Source organism: Aeribacillus sp. FSL K6-8210, assembly GCF_037963925.1.
Taxonomy (GTDB): Bacteria; Bacillota; Bacilli; order Bacillales; family Aeribacillaceae; genus Aeribacillus; species Aeribacillus composti.
The window spans coordinates 3,646,466-3,666,090 of sequence record NZ_CP150172.1; the positions used below are offsets into that span (position 1 = coordinate 3,646,466).

20 protein-coding genes and 1 pseudogene are annotated in these 19,625 nt (G+C 37.1%); 4 read left to right on the forward strand and 17 right to left on the reverse strand.

What is annotated here, in order from left to right; translation table 11 throughout:
- Positions 1-134: 134 nt before the first annotated feature.
- From NSQ41_RS17610 to NSQ41_RS17640, 7 genes are all read right to left on the reverse strand, one after another.
- Positions 135-1,190: a galactitol-1-phosphate 5-dehydrogenase gene (locus tag NSQ41_RS17610; protein WP_063388863.1), complete on the reverse strand. Its 1,056-nt coding sequence runs from the start codon at positions 1,188-1,190 to the stop codon at positions 135-137.
- 24 nt (positions 1,191-1,214) lie between these two features.
- Complete coding sequence (locus NSQ41_RS17615) at positions 1,215-1,397, reverse strand: hypothetical protein (protein WP_339210519.1); 183 nt, start codon at positions 1,395-1,397, stop codon at positions 1,215-1,217.
- 107 nt (positions 1,398-1,504) lie between these two features.
- Positions 1,505-2,539 carry a zinc-binding dehydrogenase gene (locus NSQ41_RS17620; RefSeq protein ID WP_339210522.1) on the reverse strand — a complete coding sequence of 345 codons (1,035 nt, stop codon included), beginning with the start codon at positions 2,537-2,539 and terminating at the stop codon, positions 1,505-1,507.
- Between the two features lie 38 nt (positions 2,540-2,577).
- Positions 2,578-3,840: a PTS galactitol transporter subunit IIC gene (locus tag NSQ41_RS17625; protein ID WP_339210524.1), complete on the reverse strand. Its 1,263-nt coding sequence runs from the start codon at positions 3,838-3,840 to the stop codon at positions 2,578-2,580.
- A 45-nt stretch (positions 3,841-3,885) separates the two neighbouring features.
- Positions 3,886-4,170 (reverse strand): PTS sugar transporter subunit IIB, encoded by a 285-nt coding sequence (locus NSQ41_RS17630; RefSeq protein ID WP_063388867.1) that lies wholly within the window; start codon positions 4,168-4,170, stop codon positions 3,886-3,888.
- A gap of 1 nt (position 4,171) precedes the next feature.
- Positions 4,172-4,651 carry a PTS sugar transporter subunit IIA gene (locus NSQ41_RS17635; protein WP_082829602.1) on the reverse strand — a complete coding sequence of 160 codons (480 nt, stop codon included), beginning with the start codon at positions 4,649-4,651 and terminating at the stop codon, positions 4,172-4,174.
- A gap of 34 nt (positions 4,652-4,685) precedes the next feature.
- Positions 4,686-6,737 carry a BglG family transcription antiterminator gene (locus NSQ41_RS17640; RefSeq protein ID WP_339210526.1) on the reverse strand — a complete coding sequence of 684 codons (2,052 nt, stop codon included), beginning with the start codon at positions 6,735-6,737 and terminating at the stop codon, positions 4,686-4,688.
- Positions 6,738-7,452: 715 nt separating this feature from the next.
- Here NSQ41_RS17640 and NSQ41_RS17645 point away from each other — a divergent pair.
- Both NSQ41_RS17645 and NSQ41_RS17650 read left to right on the forward strand, forming a co-directional pair.
- Positions 7,453-8,589: pseudogene (locus tag NSQ41_RS17645) on the forward strand (carbon-nitrogen hydrolase family protein).
- A 2-nt stretch (positions 8,590-8,591) separates the two neighbouring features.
- A complete protein-coding gene (locus NSQ41_RS17650; protein WP_157727840.1) occupies positions 8,592-8,759 on the forward strand; it encodes a hypothetical protein in 168 nt (55 codons plus the stop codon).
- Between the two features lie 360 nt (positions 8,760-9,119).
- Here NSQ41_RS17650 and NSQ41_RS17655 read toward each other — a convergent pair whose 3' ends face one another.
- The 3 genes from NSQ41_RS17655 to tnpB all read right to left on the reverse strand — a co-directional run bounded on the left by NSQ41_RS17655 (position 9,120) and on the right by tnpB (position 12,770).
- Complete coding sequence (locus tag NSQ41_RS17655; protein ID WP_339210527.1) at positions 9,120-10,103, reverse strand: endonuclease; 984 nt, start codon at positions 10,101-10,103, stop codon at positions 9,120-9,122.
- Positions 10,104-10,219: 116 nt separating this feature from the next.
- A complete protein-coding gene (locus NSQ41_RS17660; RefSeq protein WP_339210528.1) occupies positions 10,220-11,191 on the reverse strand; it encodes an MBL fold metallo-hydrolase in 972 nt (323 codons plus the stop codon).
- A 460-nt stretch (positions 11,192-11,651) separates the two neighbouring features.
- On the reverse strand, positions 11,652-12,770 hold the full coding sequence (tnpB, locus tag NSQ41_RS17665) for an IS200/IS605 family element RNA-guided endonuclease TnpB (protein ID WP_339193944.1): 1,119 nt from the start codon (positions 12,768-12,770) through the stop codon (positions 11,652-11,654).
- 86 nt (positions 12,771-12,856) lie between these two features.
- Here tnpB and NSQ41_RS17670 point away from each other — a divergent pair, with 86 nt between their 5' ends.
- Entirely contained in the window at positions 12,857-12,991 is a 135-nt protein-coding gene (locus tag NSQ41_RS17670) for a hypothetical protein (RefSeq protein WP_264467635.1), read from the forward strand.
- Positions 12,991-13,389: an IS200/IS605 family transposase gene (gene tnpA / locus NSQ41_RS17675; RefSeq protein WP_339193942.1), complete on the forward strand. Its 399-nt coding sequence runs from the start codon at positions 12,991-12,993 to the stop codon at positions 13,387-13,389. Before NSQ41_RS17670 ends, tnpA begins: the two co-directional genes overlap by 1 nt.
- Positions 13,390-13,619: 230 nt before the next feature.
- On the opposite strand, the gene NSQ41_RS17680 is transcribed toward tnpA, so the two are convergent.
- The 7 genes from NSQ41_RS17680 to NSQ41_RS17710 all read right to left on the reverse strand — a co-directional run bounded on the left by NSQ41_RS17680 (position 13,620) and on the right by NSQ41_RS17710 (position 19,536).
- A complete protein-coding gene (locus NSQ41_RS17680) occupies positions 13,620-14,171 on the reverse strand; it encodes a glutathione peroxidase (protein WP_339210530.1) in 552 nt (183 codons plus the stop codon).
- Positions 14,172-14,566: 395 nt separating this feature from the next.
- On the reverse strand, positions 14,567-14,734 hold the full coding sequence (locus NSQ41_RS17685) for a hypothetical protein (protein WP_339210532.1): 168 nt from the start codon (positions 14,732-14,734) through the stop codon (positions 14,567-14,569).
- A gap of 349 nt (positions 14,735-15,083) precedes the next feature.
- Positions 15,084-15,449, reverse strand: coding sequence for a PTS glucitol/sorbitol transporter subunit IIA (locus NSQ41_RS17690; RefSeq protein WP_063388881.1), 366 nt, complete (start codon positions 15,447-15,449; stop codon positions 15,084-15,086).
- 84 nt (positions 15,450-15,533) lie between these two features.
- Positions 15,534-16,553: a glucitol/sorbitol-specific PTS transporter subunit IIBC gene (locus NSQ41_RS17695; RefSeq protein ID WP_063388882.1), complete on the reverse strand. Its 1,020-nt coding sequence runs from the start codon at positions 16,551-16,553 to the stop codon at positions 15,534-15,536.
- A gap of 20 nt (positions 16,554-16,573) precedes the next feature.
- Entirely contained in the window at positions 16,574-17,128 is a 555-nt protein-coding gene (locus NSQ41_RS17700) for a PTS glucitol/sorbitol transporter subunit IIC (RefSeq protein ID WP_066251165.1), read from the reverse strand.
- Positions 17,129-17,141: 13 nt separating this feature from the next.
- The gene (locus NSQ41_RS17705) at positions 17,142-17,594 is read right to left on the reverse strand and encodes a transcriptional regulator GutM (protein ID WP_186439333.1); all 453 of its coding nucleotides are present in this window, start codon (positions 17,592-17,594) and stop codon (positions 17,142-17,144) included.
- 4 nt (positions 17,595-17,598) lie between these two features.
- Entirely contained in the window at positions 17,599-19,536 is a 1,938-nt protein-coding gene (locus tag NSQ41_RS17710) for a BglG family transcription antiterminator (protein ID WP_339210534.1), read from the reverse strand.
- Positions 19,537-19,625 lie beyond the last annotated feature (89 nt).

A 19,625-nucleotide genomic window follows, 5' to 3' on the forward strand; every position in this document is an offset into this window, starting at 1 on the left:
CCAAATAAGGAAGGCTAGACTTTGTTCGGCTGTTTTTATCATTTGTATATTTTGCAAATGAAGCTCCAAGCAGGCAACAATAGTTCAAATGGCAAGAATAAGGCTTTCCGCATAGCTCAAACAGCGGCTGAAAATTAAAGCCTAATTTCCGGATAAAACAATACTTTGCCGATGAACTCTTTTTTTTCTAAAATTTTTTCAAACATTTTCGGTCCTTCCTCTAACGTGATGCGATGTGTGATCAGCGCCTCAGCGTTTATTTTTCCGGTTCTCATACAATCGATTGTCGTTTTCCATTCTTTTCCTGGAAACGGAGACGATATGGCATTCCAAGATCCTAATACGGTTAATTCGTTTCGGACGATTTTTTCAAAGTAAAATCTTTCGACTAGGACGTCTCCGTATGGAATTCCCATAAATACAACCTGCCCTCTCTTTTTCGCTAATGAAAAAACTTGGGCGGATGTTACAGGGGATCCCGCTGATTCTACAGCAATGTCTACTCCTTTTCCATTCGTCAGCTCCATGATTTGATCATATGCCGATTTTTCAAGAGGGTTGATCGTAAAATCCGCTCCCATTTCTTTGGCAATATTTAATTTCTGATCATCGATATCAATCGCAAAGATTTCACTTGCTCCAAAAATTTTTGCCCATTGGACTGCGAGAAGCCCGATAGTTCCGCATCCCATGACAGCAACGCTGTCACCCGGCTGCAACGATGTCCGGTAAAGCCCGTGTACGACAACGGATGACGGCTCAATTAAAGCGGCGGAGTCATAGCTTATCTCGTCCGGTATGAAAAGCACATTTTCCCCAGGCAATTTCACATATTCGGCAAAGGATCCCGGCTGTAAGGCTCCAATAACATGCAAGCTTTCACATTGGGACAAAATCCCTTTTTTGCAGCTTTCACATTTACCGCAATATAAAGCAGGACAGCCGACAACCCTGTCTCCTGCTTTTACATGAGAGACAGAAGGACCAACTTCTACCACTTCACCGGAAAATTCATGTCCCCAAATCATTCCTTGTACGTAAGGTCCCAGTTTTGCATATCTTGAAATGTCTGAACCGCATATGCCTGTTGCTTTTACTTTAATGATCACGTCGTTCTCATTTTCTATCCTTGGTTCAATAGCATCCTCGAACCGCAGATCTCGTTTTCCGTAAAGTTTTAGCGCTTTCATTTCCTATTCCCTTTCCCGCATAGTTTAATTTTCGTTATGAACCTTCATAGCTTGCTCCGAACAAACACCTTTAGATTTATTTTTGAAAAGCTTGTAAAATGCAACCGCCAACACGATTGAATTTATGATAAATTGATGTTCAATATAAAAGTCGCTGACCATTCTCCCATACGGTCCAAGAATAAAATCTATGATGCTCTCAATCATTTTTTCACCTTCTTATTGACATGTTTGTCAATACTTTACTTCTTCCCCTTTGCCAAGACTTACATTAGACATATCCCCACCTGCTAAATGCGGTGGGGAACAACTGATTATTCATGAACAGGAGTTAAAATAACTTTAATTGCATCGCCGCTTTTAATTGCTTCGTATGCTTTATCCCATTCAGAAATGTTGAATTGATGTGTTACAAGCGTTTTAGTATTTACTCTATTTTCATTCATCAAGGCTAAAGACGGCTCCCAATCGCTTGGTTTTTGACTGCGAGATCCAGTAAATACAATTTCTTTTTGAATAATTTTTTCCATATCAATAGGGATTTCAGATTTTGCATAAATGCCAACCTGTACAAATTGGCCTTTCTTTTTCAATAAATCGAGCCCCATGTTCAAAGCAGGTACAGCACCGGTACATTCAAATACTGCGTCTACACCGTAGCCATCCGTCAATTCATTGACTAATTGTTTGACGTCTTCTTCTTGAATGTTTACGGCATAATCCAGTCCAAGCTCTTTTGCCTTTTCCAGCCGCAGCTTGTCATTGCTTAATCCGGTTATGATAACTTTAGCTCCTAAATCTTTTACGACTTGAGCGACTAATAAACCAATCGGACCGGGGCCGAGTACTAAAACGACATCACCTTGATGAATCGTAGCTTTCTTTACTGCATGATGTGCACATGCAAGCGGCTCCGTCATCGCTGCAGATAGAAAATCTACATTTTCAGGAAGCTTATGAACACTTTCTTTACGTGCAATCAAATAGGTTGCAAAGCTTCCATCTTGCTGCGTGCCCAACCCTTTTCTGTTGCTGCATAAATTGTAATCACCGGACTGACAGTATTTACATGTTCCGCATATATAATAAGTAGTTTCAGAGGTTACCCGATCTCCTACCTGAAATTCAGTTACATTCTCCCCGACTTCTGCTACTACACCGGAAAATTCATGGCCTAACGTAACGGGGGCTTTCACTTTGTAATGTCCTTCATACGTATGAATGTCCGTACCGCATATTCCGCTGTATTTCACTAAAATTTTGACTTGATCCGGTCCGACTTTCGGTTCTTCCACATCTACCATTTCCAAGTTCCCAAATCCTAGTTCTTTTTTTACTAAAGCTTTCATTTCTTTATCCCTCCAGCAAGCTGCAATATTGGAGACTATTAATTGAATAGCGCAAAAATTCTATAGATAACGTAATTGATCAGATTTCCACCTTGGTCGATACTAGAGATTTTGCTCGCTCCTTCAGGCATGTTAAATTTAGATTCTACAGCCATCTCAGTATGGAGCGCCGCCAAATCTGTCGCCATGTACAGTGACAGGGCGATTAACAACGTACCAACGATTACCGAATGAACAATGTTTCCTCTTGCAGCACCGACAATAAATGCAACAATGAAAGGAATGGTAGCTAAGTCCCCAAACGGAAGAACGTTATTTCCAGGTAAAATAATGGCGATTGCTACTGTGATCGGTACTAAAATAAGAGCTGTTGAAATTACGGACGGGTGACCAATTGCAACGGCAGCATCTAGCCCGATATAAATATTTTGTGCGCCGAATTTCTTTTGAAGCAGTTCTCTAGCTGATTCAGAAATCGGCATTAAACCTTCCATTAAAATTTTCACCATTCTCGGCATTAACACCATAACTGCTGCCATAGACATCCCGATTTCGATCGTATCTCCGACAGAATATCCAGCCAATAATCCTAATGCGACACCTAAAATTAGCCCCATAAAGATCGGTTCACCAAAGATCCCAAATCTTTTTTGAATCGTTTCCGGATCAGCATTTAAATTTTTAAGACCTGGTATTTTTTGAATCAATTGGATCAATGGGATACCAAGAACTGCGTATGAAACCGTGCTTCCCGTTGCAACAGAAATTCCCGGAAGCCCGAAATATTTATCAAGCATCGGAGCTGTCCAATCTGCAATTTTCAAGCAAGCAATTTGGAATAATACCGCGGCAATTAAGCCTTGAATAATACTGCCTGATAACGTATATACAATTGCACCGGTAAAAGTGTAATGCCAAAAATTCCAAATATCTACATTCATTGTTTTTGTCGTTTTTGTCACAAGCATCAAAACATTTACTAACAATCCGAGAGGAATGATAAAGGCTGCGATTGGGGAGGCCCAAGAAATCGGTGCAGCAGCCGGCCAACCTACATCAATAACATTCAGTTCGATTCCAAATCGATCAACCATTCCTTGAGCTGCCGGCCCTAGATTATTGACTAAAAGATCAACTACTAAGAAAATCCCTACGAATGCAACACCAATCGTCAAACCGGCCCGAAAGGCTTTTCCGGGTTTTTGTCCGAAAATTAACCCTAGTATAAAAATCGCCACGGGCAAAATAACTGTTGCACCTAAATCTAAAAATGCTCGTATCGCATCAACAAAACCTTGCATATTTTTCCCCTCCTTAAACCCCTACCAAAATAATCAAACGTTTGTTTAATTTTTCAGCGCTTCCAAAATTTCTTTTTTCACTTCATCCAGTCCAATGCCTGTTAAGAAAGCGCGTGCATTAATAACCGGGAACGGGTACTCCTGCTGTACAATTGTTGTACTAATTAATAAGTCAGCCGTGTCCACATAAGAACCAACTTCTGTAATTTTTATTTGAATAATTTCACATTCAATGTTATGTTCTTTGCAAAGCTGTTGCACCGCATCATTGACAATAGTTGAAGTAGCAATTCCAGCACCACATGCGACTAATACTTGTTTTTTCTTCATTTCAATTCATCTCCTTTAAATCTAAACATTCTATAATTTTTGTTTTGATTAATGTTTTATTTTTTTCTGTTGTTAAAAACTTGATGACATCCTCGTTTTGAAAGATGCTTATCAGTTTTTGCAAAATTTTCAAATGAGAATTTTGCTTGTCGATCGCTAATAAAAACACAATTTTTACCGGAGTTTTTGCCTCCTGCTCCCCCATGATTCCAAACTCAACAGCGTCTTTTAGTATCGCCAAGCTGATCGCCTTTTTATTGACATGAACGGAATCCGTATGGGGAATGGCGACAGATATATTACTGGAAGTTGGGAGACCGGTCGGAAAGGTTTTTTCCCTCTCAATAATTGCATCTATAAAACTCTCTTTTACAAAGTTTTTTTCGTAAAGATGGTTTCCCATTACTTTCAAAACTTCTTCCTGATCCTTCGCTTTTAAGTCGCAAAAAATCAAAGATTCATCAAAATGCAAATCAATCACTGGTATATCACCTACTCCATTAATAAAAGAGCTTTTATTCTTGTGCATATAATTTCAGAACTTCATGTAAGTCTTTCATGCTTTTTGCGTTCAATACTTTATTCAAATCCTGTTCATTTCTCACTAAATTCATTAATTGCATGAATGCTTTTAAATGTTGATCTTTATCTAAAGCTGCAATCACAATGATTAACTTAATGGACTGATAGTTTTCAAAGGCTACTCCTTTTCGCAATTTCAATAAGCTCATCGATAAACGATTTACTCCTTCATCAGGTGAAGCATGTGGAATGGCTACATGTTCACTGATGACAAAATAAGGATCTGATTGGCAATGTTTGATCATTGCTTCAACATATTGTTCTTTAATGCTTTTATCCTTCAGCAAAGGCTGGGCCGCCAGTTTAATCGCTTCTTCCCAACTACGAACCGAATGGCGGAATATCATCGTTGAAGGAGTAATTAAATCGCATAAATTCGGATTTTTAATAGAATGATTTTCTAACTTGTTGTTAGAGCCTTGGTGAATATAGCTTTGAATCGCATTGTAAAGCTCTTTTTTATTTTTAATGACAGCATGCTTTTCAATAATTCCCATTAATTCTTCAACATTTATTACTTCAGGTACAAACCCATATAAGTCAGACATCACTTCTTTTCGCAATCGTCTTTTTTCTTCAGCACCAATAAAATGATCTACAAGGAAGAACTTTTTATTTGTTTTCAAATAAACTGGAGAAAAGACAATGTCATAATCCATTTCATATTGTTGGAATTCGCGCACAGACAATGAATCAAGAAAAATAAATTCAGGAAACAGTTCTCTTAGCGTCCCATACATCAATCTGGAAACTGATATTCCTTTTGGGCAGACAACTATGGCTTTCATTCTTTGGCTAATATTGTCGCCCTGCCTGGAAAGCCACCCGCCGATTAAAATTGTTAAATAAGCAATCTCACTTTCCGGAATAGCTGAACCGATTAAATCTTCCAGCGGTTTAACCGATTTTTTAACAAGATGATGCAATTCCTTGAAATTTTTATTGATATCATCAAGAACATCATTTGTATCAGTTAAATTGTATTTAATTCGAAAATAGGCGGGCTTCATATGAAGGACGAGCTTTTGAAGAAGCTGCTCTTTATCCTTCAAAAAAATGAACGTATTTTTTTCAAAGTTGTCGATCACTTGACTTAGCGCGCTTTTTAATTCAGGAATTTCTTTATCAATCTCCTCTTTAGACCAATAAACATTCGTTGTCAGCAAGTTCAGAGTAATAAAGAGCCGTTCTTCCTCTGAAACATTTGGAAAATCATGCAAAAGTTCTTCCGTTGCCAAGTATTCTTTTGTGCCGGAAATCTCATTATAATTAAGGTTAAAAGAACCGATATGATGGCCTTTCCGTATTCTTCTTAAAATAAAAATTAAAATATAAGGCATTAACTCAAGTTTTTCGTCTGTAAATTTCAGATTTAACGATGCCTCCACTTTTTCGAGGCGATTTTTAAATTCCTCTAACTCATCTACAGATAATTGCGAAATCTGAATGATCTTTTCTTTTCCTTGATCTGCTGTCCAGATGCTGTTCGTGATAGAGATTAACAGTTTCCGGCATTGAAATTCGTCTCCCTCAATGACGTATCCATATTTTCTTGAATACTTGTATTCAAGGCCGTGTTGTTCGACAATATCCTTTACTTTTTTCAAATCGTCAATAACGGTATTCTTGCTCACTTTTAGTTCAGATGTGAAATGAGCCAACGATAAGGCATCCATTCTCGTTAAAATCATCAATATAATGAAATGGACGCGCTGCAGTTTCGATAAATCATAAAAATCGACTGATTGAGTATTTTCCTTTTCACTCAATACTTTTAGTAAACTCGGATCTACAACAAAATAGCCGTGATTTGTCCTTTCAATCTGAGGGAAATTTTGTTCATAAAGCCAATCATTGATCTTGGAAAAACTATAATTGATCTGTCTCTTGCTCAAGTTGAATTTTTGAGCAAGTTCATTGCTACTAATGTTTGGATTTTTGATTACTTCTTTCAAAAGACAATTGCTTCGAATGTCTAGTAGCATTTGTACCTCCTTTCTAAGCACAATTTTAGGCCACTTTTCCTAAAATTGATTACGCTTTCATTCCTTTTTTTGAATTTTCGCTTTACAATTTTGGGATGAACTGATCTGTTCTCGTTATTATCAAATATTAAGGACACCTTCTGAACGAATGACATCCTCCCTTCTGATAAATCTCATTTTCAGGCATTAAGGCAGTCCGAAATGGATGCTGCATCAAGTAAATGGATTTAAATCCAATTACTTATTTAATTTATCTATAGACTTCCCAACAAGGATTTAGAATATAAAGAAGTACAAGGTCAAAGATCTTACCCAGTCGCTTGTAATCAACAGCGACGAAAAAACTGTCCATCCGGAAAAGATAAGACGGGATTCATTTGACACTTACTGTAAAATCGAATGTCCTTGGATGTACGAGCTCTTCTTAACCGTCTTGTTAGGAATCAGCTAATATACTAACACAATTACATAATGTTATTTATAATTTCATAAAAGAAACATAATGAAAAATATTTAAAATTTTATCTAAATTTTAAAATATAATTATAGAAAATCCATATTTTATCATAAATTAAGGAAAGATATATGAATCATAATACAAATTCTTATTATTCATTCGTATAAAAAACGTCATTTTTTTATTGAATTCAAATAAAATTTACTGTATATTCTAATTATTCTTATAATTAAAAATTCTATGGGGTGGGATTAGCTGATGAGCGATTTTTTAAATGAGAAATTCACGGTTGCTGCCGTACAAGCCTCCTCGATTTTATATGACAGGGAAAAATGCTTGGAAAAAGCTATTTCGCTAATTGAAGAATCGGCGAAACAAGGGGCTCAATTAGTTGTATTGCCTGAGTCTTATATTCCTGGCTATCCGTATCACATCTGATTAGGAACACCAATGTGGTATCATGAACTATTTAAGGAATGGTTTCTCAATTCTGTAGAAGTACCTAGTAAAACAACTGATGCTTTATGTGAAGCTGCACGAAAACATAATATACATGTCGTTATTGGTATTTCAGAGCGAGATGGCAAAACATGCTATAACACAATTTTATTTATTGATAATAAAGGGAAAATTTTTGGCAAACACAGGAAATTGGTGCCGACTCATGTTGAGCGTGTTCATTGGGGCATGGGAGATGGAAGTTATCTAAATGTTTATGACACAGAGCTGGGACGAATGAGCGGGCTGGTCTGCTGGGAGCATACTATGGATTTGGTACGTCATTCCCTTATCGCACAACGCTCCCAGCTGCATTGTGCCGTATGGGTAGGATTTTCAAGTATAACGGGTTGGGATACATTATTTGATATGTCTACTGAACTATCTGCGCGTTATCATGCTCAAGTAGGCGGATGTTTTGTTATCAATTGTCAAAGTACAGTCGACAAGGACAATGTGGAAAAGTTAACACAGACTGATTATCAAAAAGAGTGGCTAAAGCCTGGAGGGGGCTGGACGGCGATTATCGCACCCGGTGGTTCCATATTATCCGGTCCTTTAAAAGGAAAGGAAGGTATTTTGTACGCTGAAGTTGATATGAAATTAATTGCTGATATGGCACATTGGCACGATGCCATCGGACATTATTCACGACCTGATGTGACTAGTCTTCTGTTAAACCGCGAGCCTTATAAAGTGCTCCGAGATATGAACAATGCCAATAACATTAGTAATCCGAAGAATGGAAGTGGTCATGATCAACAATCTGTTGATCAAATAATGAACTTGTTAAAGCAATTAGAACAAAATCTTCGAAGCAGTGAATCAGATGAGCTCAGCAGAAGATTATCAGAAATTCAGCGCGAAGCCGTTCATGCATTTACAAGGGGGAATTAACCATGTGTCTTTGTTCTTTCGGTCCGAATTCTGGTGTTCACACTTATGATGTGACAAAATCAAAAGTAACGTATTTCAAATATAATATCAATGATCGTACTTTAGTTACGAACAAACAAGAGCAAGCAGATAGTGAAGCGTTGCCTAAGGGAAAAAGTCAATCATTATAAGCATATGCACACAAAAACTCCCTTGTTTTCCTCGAAACTAGGGAGTTTGTCTGAATGACAGAAATATAGCCAATTTTTCAAACGAACGAACATTCGGCTGTTCTTCATTATAAATCGCCGACCAGCAACCATTACGGATCAGCAGGTTGCAAATAAACAGAGACAAACAAAATCCGAAATGCTTCTGACCGCAAGCTGCCATTGACCGTCATCTTGTATGGAAAGAGCATCTTGAAATTTTAGCTCAGAGTTAAACAGGAAAAATCAGGAGCTTTACAATCGGTATTTCGAAAGAACGGCTCTTCTTGTGATTATTTTGCAAAACGAGGTGCTCTAAGTATGTTCCTATAGTCTATGATTTCACGATTCCTTGACGCCACATGATCCAATATGAAACGGAAACTTTATTTTATACGCTAACTCTTGAAAGTCTATAAAAGGATTGCGGTTTCCCTGTATATAATAAATCGATTGGTTCCGATGCTTTTCATAGATGGAAACGGGAAACGATTCATGCCAGTGAATCAGTAAAGAAAGATTAATTTGTTTAAGGCTGCTTTTTTTTATTTCATTCGGGTATCGCAATAAAAAATACATCATTGCTCTCGCAACAGTACCTTTGCCATGTTCCGGTTCGAATCGGCCGTCTTTGACAACTCCGCAGCGATTGCGGATTTTTTCTTTTGGCGATTCCGGCTGATAAAAAGAAAAATCATGAAAAGGATAATTGGATCGTTTGACATTGCACTCCGGATGACAAACAAATAAATGATGCAAATCGCTTTTCATCGGTTCCCGTGCGTGAAACCAAGACTGCGGAACAATATGTTCTGTATTATATTTTAAACGCAAGTCAATGCTTTTCATCTTTTTCAATAAAGAAATGTCCTTTTTGCTCACTATTTCTAAAAGAGCTTGAAATTGCTCATATCTTTTTTGAATTATTTCGAAATCTTCTTGTATGATTCGGCTAGGATCGCTTTTTTCGCCAGAATAGATGCTTTTCACTGTTCCATCCGGCTGCAAATCGACCCACGTATACAAATAATGATCTTTGCATATAAAATACGGCAGCTGATTTTTATGTGTTTTTTTCACTAGATTATGATAATGGTAAAATAGGTTCAGCCCCTTGATTTCTTTTCCGATGACATTTTTGTAATAATGCTCTATATCTTTTTTATCTTTTTCTGGATCATAATAAAACTTCGTGTTTTGGCGGATTTTTTCCTGATTCTGCAAAAGAGTAAGAGATGTCCGAATACGATCTTTTTTCTGCCACTCCTTGTGCTCTGCAATATTTTTAATTAAAGGTGCATCTTTTCTCCTTTTTCTTCCCATCATTCCTCATACCTCAATAATTAGTATCATGCTTGCAAACAATGAAACTTTGTTACTTTTGCAGCTTGCGAAATACAAGAAAAAATTTTCATCGTCAACAGCCAATCAAAAACCTTCTATTATTCTTTATAAATGGAATAATGCCAAACTCCTTTTTCCATCTCCTTTCTAATTTTTCCGTTTAATTCCAAATAATCTAGATGTCCTATAATTTCAGACATCACAAGCGAAAACTGCTCCGAATACTTATTTCCATAATAGGCTTGGGCTAGACCGCTCGCGGTTGTTACCCCGTTTAAAATGAGATTCATAATTTTTTCTGCTTTTTTCTCAATCCCTTTTAATCTTTTATTTATTAAATCTTTCGGGTCTTGAATGAATACGCCGTGTCCCGGAAATACGAGATCGAGAGGCAAATCCGAAACTTTCTCTAAAGAATGTTTATGCTGGAGTAAAGTCGGCATCCGCCGTCCAAAAGAATCGGGTTCGACAAGTGCGTTGCTGGATATATGCTGAATCAGCAAATCACCTGAAATCATCCAACGATGCTTTGGATCATACAGCGCAATTTGATCCGGAGCATGTCCGGGCACCTCGACAATTTGAAAATCCAAATGGCTGCTCTCGACTGGAATGATCTCCGCTTGGATAGCAAGTTTTCTGTTTTTCACAATCGATTCTTTTAAATAATCGACCTGCTTTCTCCCTGCTTCATGACATCCCATTTCCTCATATAATTTAGAAAAAAACTCCACCCTCATCTCAAGAAATTGGCGGTCTCTCTTTAAGCGCGGGATCGCATTTTTGTGGGCATAAACTTGAATGGGGTGATCCGCAATGATTCGATTCACTAATCCGACATGATCTATATGGTTGTGAGTTAAAATGATTTCGGTTAAGTCATGCAAAGCCAACCCGTTTTTTTGCAGCGTTTCCAACAATGCATTCCAACAAGCCTCATGATCCAAACCAGCATCTATTAAAGCAAGGGATTCTTTTGCTTTCACTAAAAAAAAGTTGATCGTTCTTAAATTAGACGGAACATCGACGATAATCGGGATGATTTCATAATTTTGCTTGCGAAGCTCCATATTTTTACTCCCCCTTTGTTTTGACAAACCAAATAAACCGCTTAAAACCCCCGACTTTAAAATTTGATACAAAGCGAAAAAAAAAGTTATGTGATTTATTTCAGTCCTTGCAGTGCAGACGCTTACTTTAACCAAATCCCCATTTTTGCCATACCCTTTGGAAAATTTAGAACTGTATAAACATATTATATGTTTTTTTAAAAAGGTTTGTAAAAGAGAGGCTGCCAATTTATTTTCCATTTGTAACATGTAAGGCAATAACAAATATAGATCCGGTAGTACGGCCGCTGATTTCACGCTAATTTTACATCAAAAATCCCCATCGCCAACCGGCCGATAAGGTACTGTAAATTGACGCGCTTCATATTAAATACCAAAGCTCTTTACTGAAAATTGAACTACCACTAGGCTAAAGCCGTAGTGGATTCCTAAGTACAGAGTTCTACCGAACTCTAATTGATTAGGCTATCCCCGTAGTTCCTACGGTTAATCGCAAGGCTTCCTTGCGAAGATTTAAACTTGCGTTAATATCTCGGTTATGATGGGTATGACAATTAGGACACACCCATTCACGCAATGCAAGATTTTTAACGTCTTTGTTTTTGTAGCCACAGCACGAACAAAGCTGGCTGGATGGAAAATTTTTCGATACGGTAACAACTTGCTTTCCGTACCATTTCGCTTTGTATTCTAACATCGTTCTAAATTGTGACCATGATACTTCGCTAATTGCTTTAGCAAGATTGTTATTTTTTAACATATTACTTACAGACAAATCTTCCATCCCGATAATGTCGTGGTTTTTGACAATATAGGTGGAGATTTTATGCAAGTAATCGTTTCTAGCGTTTGTGATTTTTTCATGAATACGAGCAACTTTAATTCGTTGTTTGTTCCAATTAGAACCACCTTTTTTACGTCTTGATAGAATCCGTTGTGCTTTTGCTAATTTTTCTTCTAATCTTCGAAAAAACTTAGGATTAGAGTAAATCGTTCCATCTGAAAGAATAGCAAATTCTTTCAAGCCGACATCTATGCCAACAGCAGAGTCAGTTTTAGGTAATTCCTGAACTTCTGTTTCTACAAGAATGGATACAAAATATTTTCCACTTGGATTACGTCTAATTGTTGCATTGAGAATGCGACCTTCTACTTCACGACTCTTTGCAAAACGAATCCATCCAAGTTTAGGCAGCTTGATTTTATTATCATCAATAGCAATATTGTCATTTGTATACTTTGTCGTGTAAGACTGAACAGGATTTTTCTTGGACTTAAAACGTGGTTTATCGTTTTGTTTCTTGAAGAAACGGGAATAAGCGTCAGCAAGATTTTTTAATGACGATTGAAGTGCAATACTATCCACTTCTTTTAGCCAAGTTAATTCTTTTTTTAATTGTGTTAACTGAGCAGAACAAGAATTATAAGTTAAACCTTTTCCTGCCTCTTTGTAAGTATTATCCCATTTTGCTAAAAAATGATTAAATACAAATCGACAGCACCCAAAGGTTTTATTAATTAATATTTCTTGTTCTTTGTTCGGATAGAGCCGAAACTTATATGCTTTATTTACAATCATTGATTTTTCACCTCCTTTAATATATACTAAAAGTATATACTTAATTAAAATATATGTCAATAGTATATACCGAGGAGGATTGTAAAATGGAACGTATACCAAAATTAATTAAATTTCCTGTCGATTTAGTAACAAGAATCGAAGAGTACAAAAAAAAGAACAATATTAAAAATTTTTCAGTTGCAGTTTACGAATTAATTCGTAAAGGTTTAGAAAAATAATGGAATACATTTCTGAAAATCACAGTAAGCATTTACTTTTGTGCCATTTGATATTTGTTTGTAAGTATCGAAAAAAGTTATTATTAAAAGTTGGTGATGATATTAAAACCGAAATCGAATCTATATCTAATCGTTATGGTTGGCAAATTATCGAGCAAGAAATAGACCAAGACCATATTCATATTTTGATTCGTTATTCTCCGAAATGGAGCATTCTTGAAATCGTTAGATTATTGAAGCAACTTACAACCTATCGAATATGGCAAAAGCATAACGAATATCTTTCTCAACATTTTTGGAAAGAAAGAACCTTTTGGAGTGATGGATATTTTTCTTGTAGTATTGGAAATGTAAGCAAAGAGATTATCCAAAAATATATTCAAGAACAAGGTCATTAGAGCTTACATCCCCTAGGCTAAAGCCATAGGGGTTTTACGCCATTTCCTATAAATAACCCCCTTCCTTATTTTCAATGGAAAAGGGGAAATCTGCTTGAACATTAAAATTCATAAATTCTTTTTTACATGTTGATCTAGGTCCGAAACAGGCAAAAGAACTAGCAGCTTCTTGCTAGCATTCTTATACATAAAATAAATCCGGTCGAATGAAAAAACGATTCAACCGGAAGTTAGTTTTTCAATAATTTCTGAATATCTTGTTCAAAATCAATCGGTTCGTCCCATGGTTCATATCTATTCACGACTTGGCCGTTTTCACCAATTAAATATTTTGTAAAATTCCATTTAATATCGTTGCCAACCAGCCATTCAGGGTATTCATTCGCTAGTTTGATTTTTAATAGTTTTTCTGCCGTATTCGATTCATCAAATCCGCGGAACGGCGCCTCATTTTTCAAATATTCGAATAATGGATGAGCGTTTTTTCCGTTCACGTCGATTTTTGCAAACATCGGGAATGTAACGCCATAATTTAATTGGCAAAAAGAAGCTGCTTCATCGCTTGTTCCCGGCTCCTGTTGATCAAACTGGTTGCATGGAAATCCTAGTATTTCAAAACCTTGATCATGATATTTTTTATATAGCTTTTGCAGTTCTTCAAACTGGTATGTAAATCGACATTTACTAGCGGTGTTCACCACTAAGAGCACTTGACCTTTAAATTCTGCTAAAGAAACTTTTTCGCCGTTTGCTTTTTCTACTTCAAATTGATAAATAGACATGGGAAACACCTCTTTATCTATTATTAAGTTATAATTATTATAATATAAAAATATTATCACGCAAAAAAAATTGCTCTCAGTTACAAATTTGGAAACTTTTTTCCTGAATCAAAAAGAAGGTGAATGCCCGCCTATTTTTTCAATTTGAAGCATTGATGTTTTTAGAATGGCTGCCTTAGTCCTCCTTTACTATAAAAATTTGGGAGCTCTCGGCGGAATCCATTAATTTTTGAAAATATATATTTCCTAAATAACTCGAGCCTTCACAAGTATTGATTATTTTCCGGCGCTCGCATTTAAGTTGTAATTAGATACACTCACTAATTCCTTCATTCATTTCTTGTGTTAAAGTGATAAAGTAAGCAGGCAAAAGTTCTCCTTCAACCGTTCCATACTTATAAGTATTCAACCACTAGTGCCAGCTGGACTTTTTGTCCAATCTTTCCTTTCATCTTAAGCTCCCGCCTGCAGATCATCATAATCTTTGAGTTGGCTTGAATGGACAGTGAACAAATCCCATCTAACCAAAGAAGATTTGGAATTTTTCTTACTAATTCTGCCAATTTAATTGCGCCTCAAATCTTCCATATTAGAAAAATGATTCCGGACAACTGGCGTGACTTTTTCTTATTTTCAATGTTGTCAAGGCGTAGTGATCATAAATTATTGCCGGCAAGCAAACTGCTGTTAAGAGAAAGAATTAAAAAGCCAAAAAAACCGGGCAAAAAATGGGTGCCCGGTTTGCTGTCTTATTTACTTGTTTCACTTAAATCTTTCACAGTTTATCCATTTAAGCTGCAAAAAATCTTTTATGTATATGTTTCATTCACTAAATCTATTCAGCCTCATTTTTCCCTCCTATTGAAAAAAGTCGGATGAATAGCCAATGATGAATGGAAAATATCAAAATTTTTATTCACTTGCAATCTTTATTTCGGTATTCAATCCAATTTCAGGGATATCTTTATTTTCCAAGTACAAAGTGCCCGGCAGTTCCGGTGTTGTCGATCCGTCAAAGCGCAAAGTAATATGCCCCAATGTTGTTAAGTTTCTTTGCACAGCATCGCCGACAGACGTGATTTCAAATTTTTCATTATTAATATAAAGCTTCTGTCCAGCTTGAATTACTCCTTCCGCCTTTACGACATCAATGACATAACAAAAATCTTTCAGATCCTGTGGAGCTTCATTACCAAATAAAATAATCATTTTCTCTTTCAAAAAATGATCGGCCATTGTTCCGATTCCTTTTATTTTATTCTTATAAATGATTGTCATAAAGTCGGCACAAACCTGTTACGGTTGTGCCTTCCCTCCCATATGTCAGATTTTTACAAAACTCATGATGTTATAATTACAAATTTACGAATCATAAAGTCCGAAGCTTGCCAGCCAAGCGACAAACACCCTTGGAACCCCGATTAAGAATCTTGAATAAAGGACGGACGGTACACCGACCTCTACTGTTTCAGGTTCCGCTTCTGCAAGTCCTAAACCTACAGGTATAAAGTCACAGGCGTTTTGCGTATTGATGGCAAACAATGCTGGCAGCGCCAAGTTTGGCGGGATATTCCCTTTGCCAATTTCCACTCCAATCAGCGTCCCGATAATCTGAGCGATTACTGCTCCAGGTCCAAGCAAAGGTGATAAAAATGGCAATGAACAGATAAACCCGATTAAGAGCAATCCCCATATATCGCCAGCCAGCGGCGACATGATCTTAGCAAATACGTTTCCGATTCCTGAACCTTGAATAATTCCAATCAGCAATGATACAAAAGCCATGAACGGAATAATCGTGTTAATCATTGTTTGCACTGCTTCACGTCCTGCTTGATAGAACGTGCTAATGACTTTTCCTGCGCCAAGTCCAATTTTCGTTAATAAGTTTTTATTGGAGCTTGCTGCCATTGTTTCAGAAATCTTTTTATCACTGCTATATTTAAACTCTCTTTCAGGTTTTTCTTCCGGAATTTTTTCTTCAGCCGGAGCCGCCTCTCTAGCACTCTCTTCAACGGGCTGAATTTGATCCAACCCCACATCTGAAACGTAAATATCTTCCGTAATATATTGGGCCAACGGTCCGCTTTTTCCTGTTGGCATAATATTGACAGTTGGAATGCGTTTTTGCGGATAGATGCCGCAGCGTAATGTACCGCCGCAATCAATAATTGCAAGCGCAATCTCTTCATCCGGTACTGATGTTTTAAAACCGTTGACCGGCTCGGCACCTGTCAGTTCAGCAATTTTGTCTACAATTTCAGGCTTTGCTCCTCCGGTAATATAAACAATTTTATTTCTTTTTTCCGTCGGTGTAATGATGAGCGGTCCGCCAAAACCGCCGCTGCCCTTCACAATTTTTATCGACCGATATTTAGCCATTTCCCATTCCTCCTCCTTTTCTAACGATGATGTAACGTTACTTCTGTTTTCAATTTAATATTTTGCTGTTTTTCTACTATTCTTGTTGTAAAATCTGTAATCCAGCCTGCGAAGAAGTTCATCACGAGACCGACAAGGAAATAACGGACAGCCAATTCTGCAGTGCTCAAACCTAGTTTCTCAATTCCAGCCGCAATACCGAGCCAAATAAATAATTCCCCTGGGTTTATATGTGGAAATAAACCGTTGCTGGTATGGCAAAAATATGCACCTGAAGCGAAATAGCTCGGTTTATATCTTTCCGGCAAAAAACGTCCTAATGACAACGCCATTGGATTCCCTAGCATAAATGAACCGACAAGCGGCAAGACTAAATATCTTAACAACGGGTTTTTAGAAGATGCCATCGCAAGTTTATTGACCCGCTTTTCTCCAATAAGCTGAATGAATGTATTCATACAAACCATCAATAGCAACACAAGCGGAACAATGCTTTGCATCCACGAAATAAATGTTTCTGCGCCAGTTTTAAACAAATTCATAAAACCTTCAGCAATCGTAACAATAATATCCACGTTCCTCACCTCTTCATGATTTTTTTACCGAAACAATGTTTTCTGCCTGCATCATGATTCGTTTAAAGATACTCGGCTTTTCGGGAATTTCCCCGCCGCTCATAATAATCTTATAATTGCTGACCGCATCCAAAATAGCTGATTTCAATAGCTTGTTGCAATGAGCCATATCGGCTTCTCCAAGCGTTTTTATATTTTTGCCCGTAAAGCCTTTCAATTCCCGAACTTTCGCTAAAACTGTAACCCCTTGTATTTTCATTGCTTTCAGAATCTTCCCGCTGTCGGAAACGGCAAATAATACAATGGTGCCCGCCCGAATTCTGCCGGGGCGCTTTCCGATTGCCACTTTTCCAATCTTTCGCAGCTCTATATACGCTTTGGCAAAATGTTTAATTTGAAAATAACCTAATGCCAATTGCACGATAAATGCTCCTGCTATAAAAAGCATAATGATGATCAATTGCATCCTATCACATCCCTAAGATTGATGATGAACTGCTTGCTTGTTCGAGGCATTTTGTAAAATCTTCGTAGCTGGCTGCATCGGCCAATTCCTCTACCTGTTTCTGATCAGAGGCGATTTTGATGATTTCATCGTAAATTTTAATCAGGAGGCTTGCATCATTATCGGCTTTTTCCGGTATTCCCAACAGAAAGACAAGCTTGATTTCCTTCCCGTCAACCACTGCTTTTTCAGGAAAAACACCGATCGCCATTTCAATCTGATTGGACTTGTAGTTAACTGTATGCGGCAAGGATATATACCGGTCAAAAACCATTGATCCTTTCTCTTCCCTTTCTCTCAGCCTCTCTTTAAACCCTTCGTCCAAATAGCCTTTCTTGACTAAAACGTCGATCATATCATTCACATTTTCGTGGTAGCCTTTATTTGTATCTAAGACGAAGAATTTATCTTTGTTGAGTAAAAGTTTTAAAATTGAACGGTGATTGCCAAAATCTTTCATTTTAAATTTTTTCCGATAGGTCATCTTTTCTATTTGCCTAGAAACACTCGCTTCGTCAAAGATTTCGTTAATTATGATGACAGGTGGATCAATTGCAAAATGAAGCTTTACTGTTGAAAAGACCATATCGTATTGATTCAAAAGCTCTTTTGAAATTTCAATTTCAGAGTAAATATCAATTTGAGTATTTGGATTTAATATGCGCTGCAGTTGAATAGAGACTAATTTGGCAGATCCCCGCCCGGTTCCGCAAATGACTGCAACTTTTTTTAATGCTCTCGTTATTTCATCATGTTGGGCAATGAATACTCCGAAATACAAGGATAGGTAGCCAAGCTCATCTTCAGGAACCTTCAGTCCATACTCTTTCTCAATTACTTGCCCGGCAATTTCGGCCAATTTAAAGGCGACAGGATACTTCTCCTTCACATCAGCCAGCTGCGGATTTTTCAAACGCACATCAAACATCAAGCGGTTCAGCATAAAGGTTAAATGATACAGAATATCTTTGAAAAATGTTTCATTTTCGAAAATAATGCTTTTATCAAACCCTACTTGTTCGATTATTAAGTCCAAGAGACGTTTAATATCGTCGGAAATTGTAATGTCTGCAATTGTTCGAATGTTTGTCGGCGTTCTTCTTCCCGCGATCGGCAATGTTATAAACAGTATTTCAGGTTGTGAAATTTCAACCGGCAAATGCCGTTCGATTACGGAAACGATTTCTGAAGCAATCGAATAGTCCTGTGTATTTAATAGTTTGTTATATTTTTCATCCAATTCCGTAAGAGGATGATTTTTTATAAAACGATCCAACATGACAATAATAAATTGCATTAACTTTTTTTGGGTGGTAGACTCTAAATTGTAGTGATTGGCAATCTTCATTATTTCTTCTTTAATATCTTCATCCAGCGGGTAATCCCCGTATAAATAGTCATAGACGTTATCTAATATAAAAAAACGGATATCCAGTTCATTTCCTTTTAGGCTCATCCCGCTGTTCGGTTTTCCATGAATGGCTAAATTGTAAGATTCCAACGCTACGGCAGCTTTTTTTATTTCATTTACAAGAGTTGTTCTCCCCAGATTCATGTCAAAAGCGAGCTCATCCAGCGTATTCCTTCCTTTGCTGTTGATTAATCGATCAATGATAAAAGCGATACGCCTTTGTGATGAATCCAGCATGTTTTTCTTCTTAGAAACGGTTTCAATGAAATCATCAAACCTATGCCCATCTTCAATAAACAAATGGTAGCCTTTTCCCTTTTCGTTTTTGATGGCTGCAATCCCATTCAGTTCACTGTTAAGTAGCTTAATATAATTGCGGATTGTTCTCGTGCTGACCCCCAATGAGTTGGCAAGATAATCCAAAGAACAATAGGATTTTTTTTGAAACGTTTCTAGCATTTGAACAACACGGCCATCAATTGTAAAATCCAACAATATTCACCACCTTTTACGTAAAAATAAAGTGACATAGTTTCGTCTATCAGTCAAAGGTAGTGATTGGAATTTTGTGATATTTCGTT